Raw genomic sequence first — 15934 nt, forward strand, 5'->3', positions numbered from 1 at the left:
CGTCCCGGTCGGGAGTCTTTAGGCGGGAAGTGTCGACGACGGCGACGGAAGCCTTGCCGGGCGGTGGGCCTGCGTAGTCCCGCCATTCGCCGTTGACGAGCATTTCTATGGGGCGGAAATTGACCTTGTAGGCCATTTTCGGGCTTTGTTCTATCCAGTAACCCAGGTAGAGATAAGGGAGCTCCAGCAGCCGGCATTGCTCCAGCTGCCAAAGGATGTTCCAGGTGCCGAGGCTGCCTTTCAGGTCCGGGTCGAAGAAGGTGTAGACCGAGGACAGTCCGTCGGACAGGATGTCCATGATGGAGACCATGCGCAGGCTTCCCTGCGGGTCCCGGAATTCGACCAACCGCGTGTTGACACGGCTTTGCAGCAGGAACTGGGCGTATTGCTCACGGCTGTCCTGATCCATGCCGCCGCCGCGGTGGCGAGTCGACTGATAGCGCTGGTAGAGCGCATAGTGCTCGGCGGAATAGGCGAGCTCGGCGATGAATACCTGGAGATCTGAATGGCGTTTCCAGGTGCGGGCCTGGGTGCGGTTGGGCCGGAAGCGGGTGACTGGTATGCGCACGGGGATGCATGCGCGGCAGCTGTCGCAGTGCGGGCGGTAGGTAAACACGCCGCTGCGGCGGAATCCCAGGCGCACCAGCTCGGAATAGACGTCCGCGTTGATGAGGTGGCTCGGGGTGGCGACTTGCGACCTCGCCATGCGGTCCCCCAGATAACTGCACGGGTAGGGGGCTGTCGCATAGAACTGCAGCGCGGCGAAGGGTAGTTCTCGAAGGTGCGTCATGCGCGTTCAGCCGGAGAGGCCGCGGCGGGAGGGGTATCCAGGTCGACGATTTCGCCGTTCGGAAGCAGCCTGCCGGGTCGCCACGGAAGAGGGGGCAGGCGGACGGATTTTACAATCAGCCGCTCGAACTCTGCGCGTGCAATGACGGTCCCCCCGAGCGAGGCGAGGTGCCGCGTATCCTGCTGGCAATCGATGACGTCGGCCCCGTGGCGCCGCAAGAACCGCACCAGATACGCGAGCGCGATTTTCGAGGCATCGGAAACCCGGGCGAACATCGATTCGCCGTAGAACACCCTGCCCAGCGAGACGCCGTACAGTCCCCCCGCGAGTTTGCCGTCCACCCAGGTTTCCACCGAATGGACCTCGCCCAGTTCATGCCAGGCGCGATAGGCGCGTTGCATGGGCGCAGTGATCCAGGTCGCCGGCCGTTCTTCGCTGCGCGGCGCCGCGCAGGCCAGCAGCACCTCGTCGAACGCGGTGTCCACGCGGACCTCGACCGACGCACGGCGCTCGATCTGCCTGAGCTTCTTGCGCAGGGAGTGGGACGGCGCGAAGCGATCGGTGAATAGCACCATGCGCGGATCCGGGCTCCACCACAGGATGGGTTCGCCCGGCAGGTACCACGGGAAGATCCCGCGCGCGTAGGCGTCCCTGAGTCGCTCGACGGACAGGTCGGCCCCGACCGCCAGCAGTCCTGGAGGATCTTCCAGGGCCTGGTCGAGCGGAGGAAAAGGCGTATCGGGCCCCAGCAGGGCCGGCATGCGGTAGCGAGACGGTGACGGGCTCAAGGGGCGGGCGCAGAAGACGCGTAAACGGGTTCCGGACCGCGCAGCAGCGTATCGCTGTGGACCTGGAACGCCCCGCGCGCGCGATCCGCGAAGAACAGCTTCAGGGCGGTGGAGACCGATCGGAACGCGAGTTCGTCCCAGGGGATCTCCTCTTCATTGAAGAGGCGAGCCTCCAGGCTTTCGGGCCCGGGTTCGAACTGGGGGTCGGTGAGCCGGGCCAGGTAGAAAATGTGGACCTGGTCGACGTGGGGGATGTCCAGTACGGCGAACAGGGGCCCCATTTCGATGCGGGCGCCGGCTTCTTCCTGGGTTTCGCGCGCGGCGCCCTGGGCCGTGGTTTCCCCGAGCTCCATGAACCCGGCCGGGAGGGTCCAATAGCCGTGGCGGGGTTCGATCGCGCGGCGGCAGAGCAGGACCTGTTTCTCCCACACGGGGATGGTGCCGAGCACCATGCGCGGATTCTGGTAGTGGATCGCCCCGCACTGGTCGCAAATGTCTCGTACGCGGTTGTCGTCCTCGGGAATGCGGCGCGTCAGCAGGTTGCCGCACTGGGAACAGTAGCGTTGAGAGCGCGGGGCCGGGAAGTAGGTAATGGCGCGTGGAGAAGCGGTCATGGCGTGTCCAGAGGGCCGAGGCGGCGCAGCGCTCCGGCAATTGCGGGAAATCGTGAGATCTCCTACCTCAAGTATACGTAACCTGTTCGGCGTCGATGCGAGCCCTGGGGTATGCCCGCAGGGCCCGGGAGCGGGCCTGCGTCGAGGTTCCCGCGCAGCGCACCGTGCGCATTATAGGAGTTGCTGGGCGCGTGGGTGCCGGCGGCAGGATGAGCCATCGGGAACGTTCGTTGCTGCAATCGCCACTGCTAACAAAAGGAGGCATGATGCGAGCAACTCGTTATTTCCTATGTGCGGCCTTGGTGCTGGCTCCGCCGCTGGCACTGGCCGGCGAACGCTCTTCCGGTGACGCACTCGATGCCGCCAAGCCCACGCAAGGCCGCGGCAAGACGCATGACACGGGGGCGGAGCAAAAAGGCGCGCAAGAGCTCCCGTCCGGGGCGCAGACTGGTGGCATGCGCACCGGCATTCCTGAAGGAGCGGGAAAAGGCGGTAAGGATCCGACCGCGAACAAACCGAGCACGACTGGCCCCGATGAACCAGCCCGTCCCGACAATCGACGCGGCGCGGGCACGCAGGACAGTCGCACGCCAGCCAGTCGTTGACCAGCTCAACCGTCGTGATCAGCGATGATCGCGACGATACAGTTCCCATTCTTCGATCGTCGTCCCATCCGCGAACAAGCACATTCCGGCCTGCCCGGTTGGGGTGTCGACGATGCGCAGCGTGCCGCCTTGCTCGCGACAGTAAACGGACGCCGGATTGGCCATGCCGATCGGTCCTCGTTCGCCGGGCGACGTGCATGCGGCAAGGAGCGTGCATAGGGCAGCGGCGAGCGGTTTCATGGACGTTCTTCCTGGGGGGCTCGGGCAAGGCGCATGGAGTGCGCTTGGAAAAGAAAACGGCCTCGATGCTTGGGCAATCGAGGCCGTTCGAATTTGGTTGCGGGGACAGGATTTGAACCTGTGACCTTCGGGTTATGAGCCCGACGAGCTGCCAGACTGCTCCACCCCGCGTCTGCATGAAGAAATTATATATCGGTCTTCCTGGCAATGCAAACCGCAGCCGTCGAGCGCATCATGCGCGCTCCTGGGATGTGACAGGGTTTGATGGCGGCACCGGCGCGACGCCCATGGGGCGCCCAGTTCGATCGCGCCCCGCAGCGAGCGCGCGCGCCGCGTAGAAGGACAGGTGCGCAGCGGTGTCCTGGAAGTGGCGCGCCGGTGCGGACGCGCCGTGCGCGGCATGGGTGCGCGATTCGCCAGCGTAGCGTTGCAGCGTATCGATGATTTCGCAAGCAGTGGCCTGCGGCTTGCCCATCACATGCAGCGCATCGCGCAAGCACGTGGCTTCCGCAGCGCCGGGCGATCGGCGGAGCAGGGCGCCCGCGCGCATCACTGCCTGGCCGAGCGTCAATGAAGCGATGGCGCCATCGATGGCGGCCGCGTCCCGCTCGCGCGTCATGCCCAAGATCAAGAAGCGCAGCCGGGCGAGGTGGCGGGCCGCCCGTTGTGGCGCATCGATGTGGCGTGCAATGGCGGCAATCTCGGCACGCATCGCGCGCTGTTGAAGTAGGCGGCGATGTCCTCTCGTGATTGGAGTCAAGTACAGGTAGGCGCAATACGTCGCCGCAAAACCCATCAGTATCCATGTCTCGGTGCCCGCTCCGCCGGCCAGGATGCGTGGGCATTGCACCAGTGCCGCGAACAGCATGTTGAACGAGAGGCCGGCGCACGCGGTGCGCCGGTCCGCCTGGATGGCTGCAGCGGCGAAGGTGATCGGGACGAGCCATGCGATCGGCTGCCAGGCTTCGTGGAGTTTGGGCGCGATGCCGATCAGCCAACCCAGGGCGGACGCCGCGGCGATGCCGGCGAGTGGCCACTGGGCAAGTGATGTTTGCCGGTCGCACGCTCCGGCCGCGGCGACAAAGAGGCTGGCGCCCAGCAGGATGAGTTGCGCAGTGTGTTCCCCCCAGGCGATCCATCCGGCTGCAACCAAGGCGCATACCGCCATCGCGCGCAAAGCCGCCTGGCGCACATTCACGCTTGCCGGCCCCAGCGGCGGGGCGAGGGGCGTGGCCGACGGAGTGTCTTGCAATGAGGCCGTCATGGCGCGATGACTCGTCGCGATGGCTGCCAGCGTGCGCTCCAAGTCTTCCAGGCAGGCGTCGCATAGCGGGTCGGCTCCCCGCAATTGCCGCGTTGCGGTGCGCACGACGGCAAGGGGCATGCCGCGCCCTGCCTCGAGGGTCTCCGCCAGGTCGTACAGGCTGGCCTCCAGCTGCTGCAAATCTTCATTGCGTTCGTTGCGCAGCGTCGCAGCTCGATGGTGCAGGGCGGGCGCCAAAGCGATGAGGTCCAGCAGCGCGCTGAGCAGTTCGCGCAAAGGCTTGAGGCGACGTCGAAGAAACAGCGATCCCGCCATGCCATCTTCTGCCGCAGCCTCGAGCTCGGCCAGGGAGGCGGCGAAAGCGCGGTCCGGCGCCGGGGTGTCGTGCTGCGCAGGCATCGCAATCGTGGCGGCCGTGCGAAGCAGTGCTTCGCGCACCAGCGCATCGGCTTTCTCGATCGCGGCGGTGGCGCAGGAAGAAGGATTCCACGCCGTGACCAGGAGCAGCGAAGCAGAGATGGCGATGCCCGTGTCCAGCATGCGCGCCAGCCCAAAAAGGGCGACGGCGGTCGGCGTGCCATCCGTCAGGACAGCCGCCATCGTCGCCATGAGGCCACCCAATGCGGCAGCATGGGCGCGTTGGTCACGCAGTAGGCTACTGGTGCCGCAGCACACGGCGGTCCATGCGGCAAGCGCGGGCAATAGCAGGGCGGGTGCTTCTCGCGTGCTTACAGTCAATGCTATGGCGGCGAGGCCGCCGGCCGCGACGCCGAACAATTGGGCGACCGCACGTTCGATGGCCCGGCCGCGCGTCGGCTGGCCGAGCATCCATACTGCCATGGCGGTCCACCAAGGGTTCGCATAAGGCGCTGCATGGGCGAGCGCCATTGCCGACAGCACGGCGACCGCCAGGCGCAGCGCATAGCTGCGAGGCGAAGGAAAGCGTAATGCAGGGAATAAGCGGAAAAGCTGGCGGTGCATCGATGGCCCATCGAAACTGAGCCTCCTCCAGCTCTGCCGGATCGTGGCGCCCGGCTATGCAGACCCGTCAAGCAGGTCGTGGTGACGATTATAGAGGGTACGGCGTGCAGGCGCGGTGCTTGCCTGCATCCGGTCAGTCGGGGGAGATCACCACGCAATCCCGACCGCGGCGCTTGGCCTCGAGCAGCGCCGCGTCTGCGCGTTCGACGGTCTCGGAATAGTGCTCGCCTGGGCGGTGGGTGCTGACCCCCACGCTGGCGCTGACGGTCCTGGGGTTATCGGGGGCCCATGCGTGACTGCGTATCCGTTGGCAAACGCGATCGACCAGGGCCTGGGCTGCGTCCGGAGATGCATCGGGCAGCACCAGCATGAATTCCTCGCCTCCCCAGCGGCCGCACAAGTCGTTCTCCCGCAGCGAGGATTCGAGAATGCGGCTGACGCCTGCCAGGACGCGATCCCCGGCCGCGTGCCCCAGGGTATCGTTGATTTGCTTGAAGTGATCGATGTCCAGCATCGCCACCGAGAAAGGACGGCCGGAACGTGCCGAGCGTTCGCTTTCCTCTTTCAGCTTTTGCAAGAGGTGCCGGCGGTTGGGCAATCCGGTCAGCACGTCGCGCTTGGACGCATCGCTGAGCGCCGCGTTCAGGTCTTGCATCATCCGTTGGTAATGGTCGGAGATGCGGGCCAGTTTTTCCAGCTTGCGCAACTGTTTGCGAAAACGTTCGTCGAGATCGTTTTCCCGCTCCTTGGCCAGCGCTTGGTAGCGGTCGGAAATGTGCGTGACTCGTTCGAGCCGCGCAGACTGGTCGACATAAGCCTGCCAGAGTTGGCCCAGGGCCTCGTGGAGCGGGTGCCCCTGGTACTCCGGCATGGCGAGCAGACGCTCGATGCGCTGGCAAAGGTCGGTGTCGCGTTTCATGATGGCGGGCGGTTCAATCGTGGGGGATGATGGAAAAAGGGAAGCTGCAGTCTTCCAGGAATTCTTCCGCCAATTCCGCGACGCGCTCGTTGCGTCGGTCGTAGTGCCAATTGACAGCCACTTCGTGTCCGGCCTGGTGCGCTTCTTCCAGGAGGTCAAAGACGTCCATGACCGCCCGGACGCTGCTCGTATTCAAGTAGAGCAAATGCAATTCGAGCGTCAGCGGCTTCCGGGTTTGCGCCAAAAAGCGCTCGACCCAGTCAATGACCTGGTTGAACAGGTCGAACGAGTTTTCCGGATAGGAGTCTCCCGACATGGTCAGGACGCCTGTCTCCCAATCTCCATTGATGGCGGGAGTGGACTGGCTACCGGGGATCGTCAAATTACTCATGCACGTGCTCTTTACTCAAATGACGGCCCGCAGGCTGAAAAAACCCCGTCCGGAACTGGTTTCGCGCAACGAGGCGACGAGCGGCTCGCTGGCCTTGCGGGCAATGTCGATCAGCCCTAACCCGGCGCCAGTGCTGGCGTTGGCGTCGCGGGGCTTGCGCAGCTGTTCCTTGTAGGTTGCCTTGAGCTGCGCTTTGTCGAGCTTGGCCAGTGCGTTGATGCGTTCGACCAGGGCGCGCCCGTCCGCCAGTTCGACCACGTTGCCGGCAGAAACCACGTGGCGGCCGTCTTCTTTGTGGGCGACCACCACCGTGGCGGTGGCTTCATGCTCGGCGTAGCCATGCGAGAGCGCGTAATGGCGGATGTTCTGGGTCATCTCGATATAGGCGCCGAAGACGTCCATGGCCGCGGAGGGCTGGACGTGTTCCGCCTCGAGGTAATTGCGCAAGGCGTTGCCGATCTCCTCGATCAGGCTACGCGAGATCGGCCCGTTGAAGCAAAGCATGATGCGGTCGCGGTTGAACGCCTCGCGCATTGCGAACAAATCGGTCGAATCCATTCGTGACTCCGCGCAAAGGTGGCTACTCAAACTTGAATGACAAAATGGTGATGTCGTCGCGCTGCGGTTGGCTGCCCTGGTAGTCTACCAAGGCTTGGCCGATGGCCCGGGATTGGGCGTCGAGCGGCAGGCCGCCCACTTTCCTGAGCAGATCCATCAGGCGACGGTTGCCGAACGAGAACCCATGTTCCCCGCCCGATTGGTCCAGGAGTCCATCGGTGACGAAGTAGAAGGTGCGTCCGGCCAGCGGCACCGTGGTATTCGCGTATTGGCCCACGCGCCGTTCGCCCAGGGAACGGCGGCCGCCCTTGTATTCCTCCACTTCATCGCCGCGGCTCGCATACAGGGACATGCGCGCGCCGGCGAAATACAGCACCCCCTCCTGGCGATCAACATAGGCGAGTCCCGCATCCATGTTCGTGGCCGGCGCGCGCGGCAGCTCGGCATTCTGGAGCATGGACCGCATCGTGGCGTCCGTGCGCGCCAGGATCTCGGCTGGGTCACGGGGGCCGGCCTCCGAGATGGCATGGTCGATGGCGGCCCGCGCGAGCATGGTCATGAGGGCACCGGGAACCCCGTGGCCGGCGCAATCCACGACCCCCAGCAGGCAGTTCTGCCCATCGGCGCGGAACACGTAAAAATCGCCGCCGACGATGTCGCGCGGTTTCCAAATGACGAAGTGGCGTGATCCCAGCGATTGCACCAGCTGGCGATCGGGCAGGATGGCGCGCTGGATCAGGCTCGCGTAGTCGATGGAGTCATCGATGGTCTTATGGGTGGCGATGATGCGGCGGTTGGCTTCTTCCAGGGCCTGCGTGCGTTCTTGCACCCGCATTTCCAGCTCCGCCGTGTGCGACCGAACTTTTTCCGCCATGATGCCGAAGGCGCGGCTCAGCTCGCCGATCTCGTCGCTTCCCTGTTGCGGCAGCTTGACGTCATAGCGGCCTGCCGCCATGGCCTGGGCGGTTTGCTGCAGCCGGCGCAGCGGCGTCAGCACCAGCCGGTCGACGGCATAGCCGAAGCCCAGGACCAGCAGCGCGATGACTGCCGCGAGGGACGAGACGGCCGGCACCAGCCATTGGGAGCCGATCAGGTTGGCGACGTTCAGCTCCACGGCGGTCAGCACGTACCAACGCAGCTCCGGCAGGTAGGTCAAGGCGACGACGGATTTGGCGCCGTTCTGGCGGCCGAAGAGGGTAACCGTCTCGCCTGGTGCGGTCGCGGCGTCGGAGATGGCCTTTTGGAGTGCCTCCCGCCCCGGTCCAGGGTCGAGCAGGCTCAGGACGGAGCGGCGGGAGGCCTCTTCGGCCGACATGGACTTGAAGGCGATGCGCTCGCGATCCCGATGCGCAACGATGTTGCCCTCGCGGTCGAATATCACCGGCGTCACGCCCGGGCCGTCCCCCTCGAGGAATCGGTCCAGGAAGGTCGTGAGGTCCAGGCCCGTGCCGACCATGCCCAGTTTGCGGTCGCCGTCCCGCACCTGGACGTTGAACCAGACCTTCGTGAGGCCGAGTTTCCAATTGAGATCCACCTGGATGTCGTAAGGGGAGGGATCCTCCATCGTCGAGAAAAACCAGGCGTCTTTGGCCTCTTCGCGCCGCAGCCTATAGTGCGGTGTTTCGAGGGCGGGCTGGCCTGCAGCGTTGTAGTAATACGCCGGGGTGCCGTCGACGACGAAATAGGAATGGTCGGCGAAGTCGCGCAGGTAGCCTTCCGCTTCTTGGAAAAAACGGTGGCGCTTGGCGGGATCGGCCGGATCCCGGAGCCACTCGAGGGTCAGTGTCGAGCCTGCCATGCGCTGGGCGAGGACCAGTTCGCGCATGACCGGCGCGAGCAGTCTCTGCAGGCTGAGCAGGGTATGGTTTCGGGCGTACGCAAGGCCGAAGTGTTCCCTGACCGTATTGATGCCCTGCCAGGCGAGCAGTGCTGCGGGGAGCAATGCGAGGGCGCAGGCCAAAAGCAGTGCCAGCAATGACTTTCCCCTCAGCCCCAGCGCGCTCATGACGAATTTCCCCGGACGATTGCAACGCGACGTTGCCGCAAAAGCCGCGATTGTGCCGGGTACGCACGGCACATGCAACGAAACGTTGCGAGTGGCGGTGCCTGCGCTAAGTTTCCGGTTATACGTCCCGTTACGCCCCGGTGGGTGGACGGGCGGCGCTGAACGGCCTAGAGTCGAAGATCGCGACGTGCGAATGACAGACTCACGCTTACCGGAGACAAGGCTATGACGACGGAGCTTGCAAAAGAGGTCCGGCCGGTCGTACTCGGCGGCGCTGTTCGCTTCACCGCCCGGCTCGAGGGCCGGAAATGCCAGGAGTTCGAGATTTCCGCAGACGTGCTGCGGGAGCACTTCGGCGCTGCCGACTCTTCCCCGGAGGCGTTGCTGGCGGCGTTCCACCGGGGGCGGCAGGAGATTCTGTCGGTAGCCAGCGAGACGGCGCGCCTTCCGACCAGCGGCATCGTGCAGCTCGGAACCGGCGACTTCCGCAACTGATTCCCCTGGACGGCTTCGTTCACGAGGCCTTGGCCGCGGTGCGCCGCTTGGCGGCCGTGGCCAGCCCTATGCCCACCGCGATCAGCAGTGCGCCAGCCAAATGGAAAGCATGGACGCGCTCGCCGAGGAAGATCACCGCGAGCAGCGTGCCGAAAAGCGGCATCAGGTGCGTGAACAAGCTGGCTGTGCCGGGGCCCACCAGTTCCACGCCGCGATTGAAGAAGAAGTTGGCGACGATGCCAGGAAATACGATGACGTAGCCGATCGCCAGGATGCCGGGCAGCCCCGCGGCGATGCGCGCGCCCTGCAGGTATTCGCGCACGTAGAGCGGCAGCAGCATCAGCGCACCCAAGGTGAAGGTGACGGTCAGCAGGCTGAGCGGATGAATGGCCGGGCGCCGCGTCAACAGGGTGGTATAGAGGCCCCAGACGATGACGGCGGCGATGATCCATGCATCGCCCGGGTTCAGCGCCAGCGCCATGACGTCCTGCGGCTGCCCGCGCGTGGCGATGGTGGCCACGCCGGCGAGCGAGGCGACCACGCCCGCGATTTGCAACAGGGTGGTTTTTTGTCCCAGCAGCAGGAAGGAGAGCAACAGCGTAACCATGGGCACCGCTGACTGCATCAGCAAGGCGTTGACGGCCGCGGTGTCCTGCAATCCGATATAGACGAGCGTGTTGAATCCTGCGATGCCGAGCAGCGCGAGTAATAGCAGCAGGGGGAGGTGGCGTTTGATGACGGGCAAGTCGGCCCGCACGTGGTGGCGAAATAGCACGAATAGGATCGCCGTTCCACCCGCCCAGCGCCAGAACGCGAGAGCAATGGGCGGGACGATGCCGTCGACCGCGCGTCCGACGATGAAGTTTCCCGACCAGAGCAGGGCCGTGGCGGTGAGTAGAAAATAAGCAGAGTTCCAGAGTCGGGAAAACAGCATGGGCGAATTCAGGCAATGACGGAGGTCCGCCGGCTGTCCGGCGCACGGCGGCCGGAAAGTCCTTGGCTCTCCTGGGGATTTTCGAAAGCTTGTGACAACCGCGGCCAGGCGCTACACTAGAACCGCTGCAAGAGCGGCCGCTCTCGCCAACGAGCGGGGCAGCCAATGCCGGCGGCCATCACAAGCCGGTGCCGAGATCGCTCTTGCATCATCACAGGCCGGTTCAGCATAACGTAGAACTCAGCCCGCTCGCCCAGAAGGTCGGTCGAGCCGGCCGTCCAGGCCGCATTGCTCTAAAGAATCAGAACCCGTATTGGGAATCATACGGATTACGCCCGTTTGATCACACGCTCATGAACACCAGCGAGGCAAGACTCGTGCTGGAGACTGCGCTCTTGTGCGCGCAGGAACCGTTGCAGTTGTCGGAATTGCGCAAGCTGTTTGCCGATGAAGTCGGCAACGACACGATCCGTGGCCTCCTGCAAGATATTCGCGAGGCGTGGAGCGATCGGGGCATAGAACTGGTTGCGCTGGCGGGCGGCTGGCGATTCCAGAGCCGTCCGTCGATGCGGCCTTATCTCGAAAGGCTGAATCCGGAGAAGCCGCCCAAGTATTCCCGGGCGGTCATGGAAACGTTGGCCATCGTGGCTTACAGGCAGCCCGTGACGCGGGGCGACATCGAAGAGATCCGTGGCGTGACGGTATCTTCGCAAGTCATCAAGACCCTCGAAGACCGCGGCTGGATCGAGGTCATCGGGCATCGGGATGCGCCTGGCCGGCCGGCGTTGTTTGGGACCACGCGCCAGTTCCTGGACGATTTGGGGCTGAAGGCCTTGGACGAGCTGCCTCCGCTCGAGTCAGCCGAGTCTGTGGCGGCATTGAGTGGCCTGGATGGCTCGGGCGATCTGTCGCTGGCCGTGGACGCCGCTGACCCGGGCGCTGCGGCAGCCGCGAACGAAGAGGCGCAGCCCCAGGACGAAGTCGGGGAGGAACAGGCCGCGGCTTCCGGTTTGCCCGGGCCCGAGGCAGAAATGTCCGCAGCCCCTGCGCATGAGGATGCACCGGGCGCGAACCCGGGGGCTGCAGTCGAGGAAGCCGGCCCTGACAGTACGAACATGCAGTCGCCCGACGCCGAGCCGGCGTCCGGCGCCGAGGACGGTGCGTCCTCCGATACGAAGACAAGCGACGAAGACTATAGATGAACGACACAACGCAAGAAATGCCCGCTGCCGAAAGCGTGGAGGCGCCCGTGGTTCCGCTGGAGACAGGCGCTCCCACGCAGGAAAAGGCACGGGGGCGGCGGAATTTGCGCACGCCATTCCGCCGCCGCCGGCCCGCCGAAGAGGCGCAGCCCGCAACGGAGGCGGCCCCCACCGCCGAAGGCGATCTTCCCTCCTCGCCAGCCGGGGAAGCCAAGGCTCCCCGCCGCAAATCCCGCAACGGGAAAAAAACCAAGTCGAACCGCGGTGAATTGCCCCCGCAGGGCGTTGCCGAGGCGATGCAGCCGGCGTTGCCCGAGTTGAGTCCGGAAGAGCAGAAGGCAGCGGAAAAGGAAGCCGAGCAGGCGTTGTCCTACCTAGACAAGGCGCCGGACCTGAAGCGCCGCCTGAGCAAATATCTCGCGAGCGAGGCGGTCATGCCCAAGCTGCACAAGGTGCTGGCCGATGCAGGCATAGGCTCGCGGCGCGAAATGGAAGAGCTGATCATCGCCGGCCGCGTCTCGGTCAACGGCGAGCCCGCGCATATCGGTCAGCGCGTCGGGCCGAACGACCAAGTGCGCGTCAACGGCAAGTTGGTGCAGCGGCGCAATGCCTCGCGGCCTCCGCGTGTGCTGCTGTATCACAAGCCCGCCGGGGAAATCGTCACGCAGGACGACCCGGAAGGCCGCTCGACGGTGTTCTCCCGCCTGCCCAAGATCAAGAACGGCAAGTGGATTTCCGTGGGGCGCCTCGACCTCAATACGGAAGGTTTGCTGATCTTCACCACCTCCGGCGACCTCGCCAACCGCCTGATGCATCCTCGCTACGGATTGGAGCGCGAATACGCGGTCCGCGTGCTGGGCGAGGTGACCGAGGAGCAGCGCAATGCCCTCCTGCAGGGCGTGCAGCTCGACGATGGCGTGGCGTCGTTCGGCTCCATGGAGTATCTGGGCGGCGAAGGCGCCAACCGCTGGTACCGCGTCACGCTCCAGGAGGGGCGCAATCGCGAAGTGCGGCGCATGTTCGAATCGCAGGGCGTGGTCGTGAGCCGCCTGCTGCGCACCCGCTTCGGCGACATTTCCCTTCCGCGCGGCCTGCGCCGCGGGCGATGGGAAGAGCTCGATCCGGCGCTGGTCACCGCCCTGCAGGTGCAGTTGGGGCTGATCCGGGCCGATGACGAAGGCGGTCGGCGCGGCCGCCGGGGCGCCCAGCCTGTTTCCCACGAAGCGGCGCTGCCGCCCGGCTTTGGCACGCTCACCCAGAACGGCATGCATGGCGCGCGCATCGGGCGCAAAGGACGGCTCCAGGGCGGCAAGGCCGGAGTGGTCGCCCTGAACCAAACCTTTCCTTCCGACCCCTTCGGCACGGGCTTGAGCTTCGCCGGCGGGTTGCCCAACGGGCATCCTTATGTCGCGCCGGAGCGCGGGCCCGGCCGCAAGCGCGGCAAGAAGGCCGCCCGCCCGGGGCAGCCGGGCGTCAAGCCGGAGGGCGACGTTTCCGCCAACGGCCGAGCGCAGCGCGGCCGCAAGTCCGGCAACCGGGGCAAGTCGGGCAAGGGTGGGGCACGCGGCGCGGACGAGCGCCAACCCCGCAGCCCGTCGGCCCACGAGTCGCACCTGGGCTTCCTAGGGGGCGTTGCCGGGCGCGCCCGGCGTGGACGCTGAGCGGCATCTATTGGCGAAATGGCGGTGTTGGCTTGAAAAAAAGGCCAATTTAGCTTAACATTTACAGGCTAGACACCGCGTTTAGGGTCCAGTGCACGAATAGCCGCTTTCCAAGCCGGTTTCAGTGATTCCACCTTGCGCGATGGTGGCGGCCTGCAATGCCCTGGCGTTTGTTGGGCGACGGGCCACCAGTGTGTGTATGGCGGGAGGGTTCTCCGGCTGTGGCGGCTTTCGGCATCCGTGCCCAAGGCTGGTCTTCGGTTGAGTCCTCCGACAACAGAACAGGCGAGCGTTCGGTACTTTGCAGCGCAGCTGCGCTCGGTCCGGGCGATGTCGCAAAATGGGCTGGGCCGTGCAGCCCATTTTTTTTTGGTTTTCCGGTTCGCGTCCGTCGGGCCGTCGGCATCTGCCGGACGATGGACTGCGGCGGGTACGCGGCATGCGATGCGTGCCGGTTACGAACGAGGGCGCATAACGAGGCATGGCAGATCTTTTTCAGCTTACCGAACAATCCCTGGCTGGGATGGGGATTGAACTGGTCGACGTGGAACGCGCCGGGCAGGGGCTGCTGCGTGTCACGATAGATAAGGAAGGCGGAGTGCGCATAGAAGATTGCGAGGCGGTGTCTAGGCAACTGTCGCGCGTCTACGAGGTCGAAAACATTGATTACGCGCGGCTGGAAGTCGGCTCGCCCGGCATCGACCGGCCGTTGCGCACCGCCAGGGACTTCATGCGTTTTGCCGGCGAGCGTGCGCAAATCAAGCTGCGCCAGCCGTTCGAGGGCCGCAAGGTCTTCATTGGCACGCTGGTCGGTCCGGAATCCGATCCGGACGGCGACGCAGGTACGGGATCCGAACCCGCGACGTTCGGTATCGAATTCGAAGCAAAGGAAGGGGAGATCCAGGTTTTGCGGTTTACGCTCGACGAGGTCGAGCGCGCCAAGCTGGATCCGGTTCTGAATTTCAGGGGCAAAAAGCGATGAGCCGCGAGATTCTATTGTTGGTGGATGCGCTGGCGCGCGAAAAGAATGTCACGCGCGACGTGGTGTTCGGCGCACTCGAGAGCGCGCTGGCTTCCGCCATGAAGAAGCTCTACAAAGAAGATGTCGATATCCGTGTCGCGATCAACCGCGACACGGGCTCTCACGAGGCGTTTCGCCGGTGGCTCGTCGTGCCTGACGAGGCTGGTCTGCAGATGCCGGACCAGCAGACGCTGCTGTCTGACGCGCGCGACGTGGATCCCGACATCGAAGTGGGGCAATACATTGAAGAGCCGCTCGAACCCATCGAGTTCGGGCGCATTGGCGCGCAGGCCGCCAAGCAGGTCATCCTGCAGAAAATCCGCGATGCCGAGCGGGAGCAACTGCTCAACGATTTCCTGGAGCGCGGCGAGTCCATCGTCTCCGGCACCATCAAGCGCATGGACAAGGGCGACGCCATCATCGAGATCGGCAAGATCGAAGCCCGCTTGCCGCGCTCGGAAATGATCCCGAAGGAAAACCTGCGCGTGGGCGACCGCGTGCGTGCGTACCTGAAGGGCATCGACCGCCAGGCACGCGGGCAGCAGATCATCCTGTCGCGCGCCGCGCCGCAGTTCATTGCGAAGCTGTTCGAAAACGAAGTGCCGGAGATCGAGCAGGGCCTGCTGGAGCTCAAGGGCGCGGCCCGCGATCCGGGCGTGCGCGCCAAGATCGCCGTCGTGGCGCACGACCGCCGCATCGACCCGATCGGCACGTGCGTCGGCATGCGCGGTTCGCGCGTGCAGGCTGTGCGCAACGAGCTCGGAGGCGAACAGGTCGATATCGTGCTATGGTCCGAGGATCCGGCGCAGTTCGTGATCGGCGCGCTGGCTCCGGCCAACGTCCAATCCATCGTGGTCGACGAGGATCGCCACGCGATGGACGTCGTGGTCGACGAGGACAACCTGGCGATTGCAATCGGCCGCAGCGGCCAAAACGTGCGCCTGGCTTCCGAGCTTACCGGCTGGCAGATCAACATCATGACGCCGGAAGAAAGCCAGGCCAAGCAGGAGCAGGAGCACAATGCCCTGCGCGAGACCTTCATGACCAAGCTGGACGTCGACCAAGAAGTGGCCGACATCCTGATCGAGGAAGGTTTCACCGGCCTGGAGGAAATCGCCTACGTGCCGATCCAGGAACTGCTGGAAATCGAAGCGTTCGACGAAGATACGATCAATGAACTGCGCAATCGCGCACGCAACGCACTGTTGACCGAAGCGATCGCGCAGGAAGAGCGGGTCGAGACGGCGCAGGACCTGCTGGGCCTGGAGGGCGTGACGCCGGAGCTGGCCGCCAAGCTGGCGGAAGGGCAGGTGTACACGCGCGACGACCTCGCGGACCTGTCCGTCGACGAGCTGACCGAATTGACAGGCATCGACGCAGAGGCAGCCAAGCAGCTCATCGTACGTGCCCGTGCGCACTGGTTTGAGCAGGCTTGAGCCAACCCATACCGTCGATCAGCCACACCG

At 65.0% G+C, this 15934-nt stretch carries 15 protein-coding genes, 1 tRNA gene and 1 pseudogene; 6 read left to right on the forward strand and 11 right to left on the reverse strand.

The window, feature by feature from the left end:
• Window positions 1–79: 79 nt before the first annotated feature.
• The 3 genes and pseudogenes from Q0319_RS02595 to Q0319_RS02605 form a co-directional block, all read right to left on the reverse strand.
• Window positions 80–790 (reverse strand): annotated as a pseudogene (locus Q0319_RS02595) (arginyltransferase); the annotation flags it as partial.
• Window positions 787–1551 (reverse strand): leucyl/phenylalanyl-tRNA--protein transferase, encoded by a 765-nt coding sequence (gene aat, locus Q0319_RS02600; RefSeq protein ID WP_296462646.1) that lies wholly within the window; start codon window positions 1549–1551, stop codon window positions 787–789. The gene aat and the pseudogene Q0319_RS02595, both read right to left, overlap by 4 nt.
• Before the next feature lie 23 nt (window positions 1552–1574).
• Window positions 1575–2192: an NUDIX hydrolase gene (locus Q0319_RS02605; protein ID WP_296462648.1), complete on the reverse strand. Its 618-nt coding sequence runs from the start codon at window positions 2190–2192 to the stop codon at window positions 1575–1577.
• A gap of 263 nt (window positions 2193–2455) precedes the next feature.
• Here Q0319_RS02605 and Q0319_RS02610 point away from each other — a divergent pair, with 263 nt between their 5' ends.
• The gene (locus Q0319_RS02610; RefSeq protein WP_296462651.1) at window positions 2456–2797 is read left to right on the forward strand and encodes a hypothetical protein; all 342 of its coding nucleotides are present in this window, start codon (window positions 2456–2458) and stop codon (window positions 2795–2797) included.
• A gap of 18 nt (window positions 2798–2815) precedes the next feature.
• On the opposite strand, the gene Q0319_RS02615 is transcribed toward Q0319_RS02610, so the two are convergent.
• The 7 genes from Q0319_RS02615 to siaA all read right to left on the reverse strand — a co-directional run bounded on the left by Q0319_RS02615 (window position 2816) and on the right by siaA (window position 9155).
• Window positions 2816–3037, reverse strand: a complete 222-nt coding sequence (locus Q0319_RS02615; protein WP_296462655.1) for a DUF333 domain-containing protein — start codon at window positions 3035–3037, stop codon at window positions 2816–2818.
• Between the two features lie 94 nt (window positions 3038–3131).
• Window positions 3132–3208: transfer RNA gene (locus Q0319_RS02620), tRNA-Met, on the reverse strand.
• 61 nt (window positions 3209–3269) lie between these two features.
• Entirely contained in the window at window positions 3270–5282 is a 2013-nt protein-coding gene (locus Q0319_RS02625; protein WP_296462658.1) for an FUSC family protein, read from the reverse strand.
• Window positions 5283–5415: 133 nt separating this feature from the next.
• Window positions 5416–6201, reverse strand: coding sequence for a biofilm regulation diguanylate cyclase SiaD (gene siaD / locus Q0319_RS02630; protein WP_296462661.1), 786 nt, complete (start codon window positions 6199–6201; stop codon window positions 5416–5418).
• Window positions 6202–6214: 13 nt separating this feature from the next.
• Window positions 6215–6592: a biofilm regulation phosphoprotein SiaC gene (gene siaC / locus Q0319_RS02635; protein ID WP_296462664.1), complete on the reverse strand. Its 378-nt coding sequence runs from the start codon at window positions 6590–6592 to the stop codon at window positions 6215–6217.
• A gap of 15 nt (window positions 6593–6607) precedes the next feature.
• On the reverse strand, window positions 6608–7150 hold the full coding sequence (siaB, locus tag Q0319_RS02640; protein WP_296462668.1) for a biofilm regulation protein kinase SiaB: 543 nt from the start codon (window positions 7148–7150) through the stop codon (window positions 6608–6610).
• A gap of 22 nt (window positions 7151–7172) precedes the next feature.
• On the reverse strand, window positions 7173–9155 hold the full coding sequence (gene siaA, locus Q0319_RS02645; RefSeq protein ID WP_299450713.1) for a biofilm regulation protein phosphatase SiaA: 1983 nt from the start codon (window positions 9153–9155) through the stop codon (window positions 7173–7175).
• A 225-nt stretch (window positions 9156–9380) separates the two neighbouring features.
• Here siaA and Q0319_RS02650 point away from each other — a divergent pair, with 225 nt between their 5' ends.
• Entirely contained in the window at window positions 9381–9650 is a 270-nt protein-coding gene (locus tag Q0319_RS02650) for a DUF1488 family protein (protein WP_296462675.1), read from the forward strand.
• A 19-nt stretch (window positions 9651–9669) separates the two neighbouring features.
• Here Q0319_RS02650 and Q0319_RS02655 read toward each other — a convergent pair whose 3' ends face one another.
• On the reverse strand, window positions 9670–10584 hold the full coding sequence (locus Q0319_RS02655) for a DMT family transporter (protein ID WP_296462678.1): 915 nt from the start codon (window positions 10582–10584) through the stop codon (window positions 9670–9672).
• A 353-nt stretch (window positions 10585–10937) separates the two neighbouring features.
• On the opposite strand from Q0319_RS02655, the gene scpB reads away from it, so the two are divergent.
• The 4 genes from scpB to nusA all read left to right on the forward strand — a co-directional run bounded on the left by scpB (window position 10938) and on the right by nusA (window position 15904).
• A complete protein-coding gene (gene scpB / locus Q0319_RS02660; RefSeq protein ID WP_296462681.1) occupies window positions 10938–11786 on the forward strand; it encodes an SMC-Scp complex subunit ScpB in 849 nt (282 codons plus the stop codon).
• On the forward strand, window positions 11783–13447 hold the full coding sequence (gene rluB / locus Q0319_RS02665; protein WP_299450714.1) for a 23S rRNA pseudouridine(2605) synthase RluB: 1665 nt from the start codon (window positions 11783–11785) through the stop codon (window positions 13445–13447). The genes scpB and rluB overlap by 4 nt, the downstream gene beginning before the upstream one ends.
• A gap of 481 nt (window positions 13448–13928) precedes the next feature.
• Window positions 13929–14429: a ribosome maturation factor RimP gene (rimP, locus tag Q0319_RS02670; RefSeq protein WP_296462689.1), complete on the forward strand. Its 501-nt coding sequence runs from the start codon at window positions 13929–13931 to the stop codon at window positions 14427–14429.
• Entirely contained in the window at window positions 14426–15904 is a 1479-nt protein-coding gene (gene nusA / locus Q0319_RS02675) for a transcription termination factor NusA (protein WP_296462692.1), read from the forward strand. Before rimP ends, nusA begins: the two co-directional genes overlap by 4 nt.
• Window positions 15905–15934: the final 30 nt, after the last annotated feature.

This window comes from uncultured Pigmentiphaga sp., assembly GCF_937950555.1.
Classification (GTDB): Bacteria; Pseudomonadota; Gammaproteobacteria; order Burkholderiales; family Burkholderiaceae_B; genus Pigmentiphaga.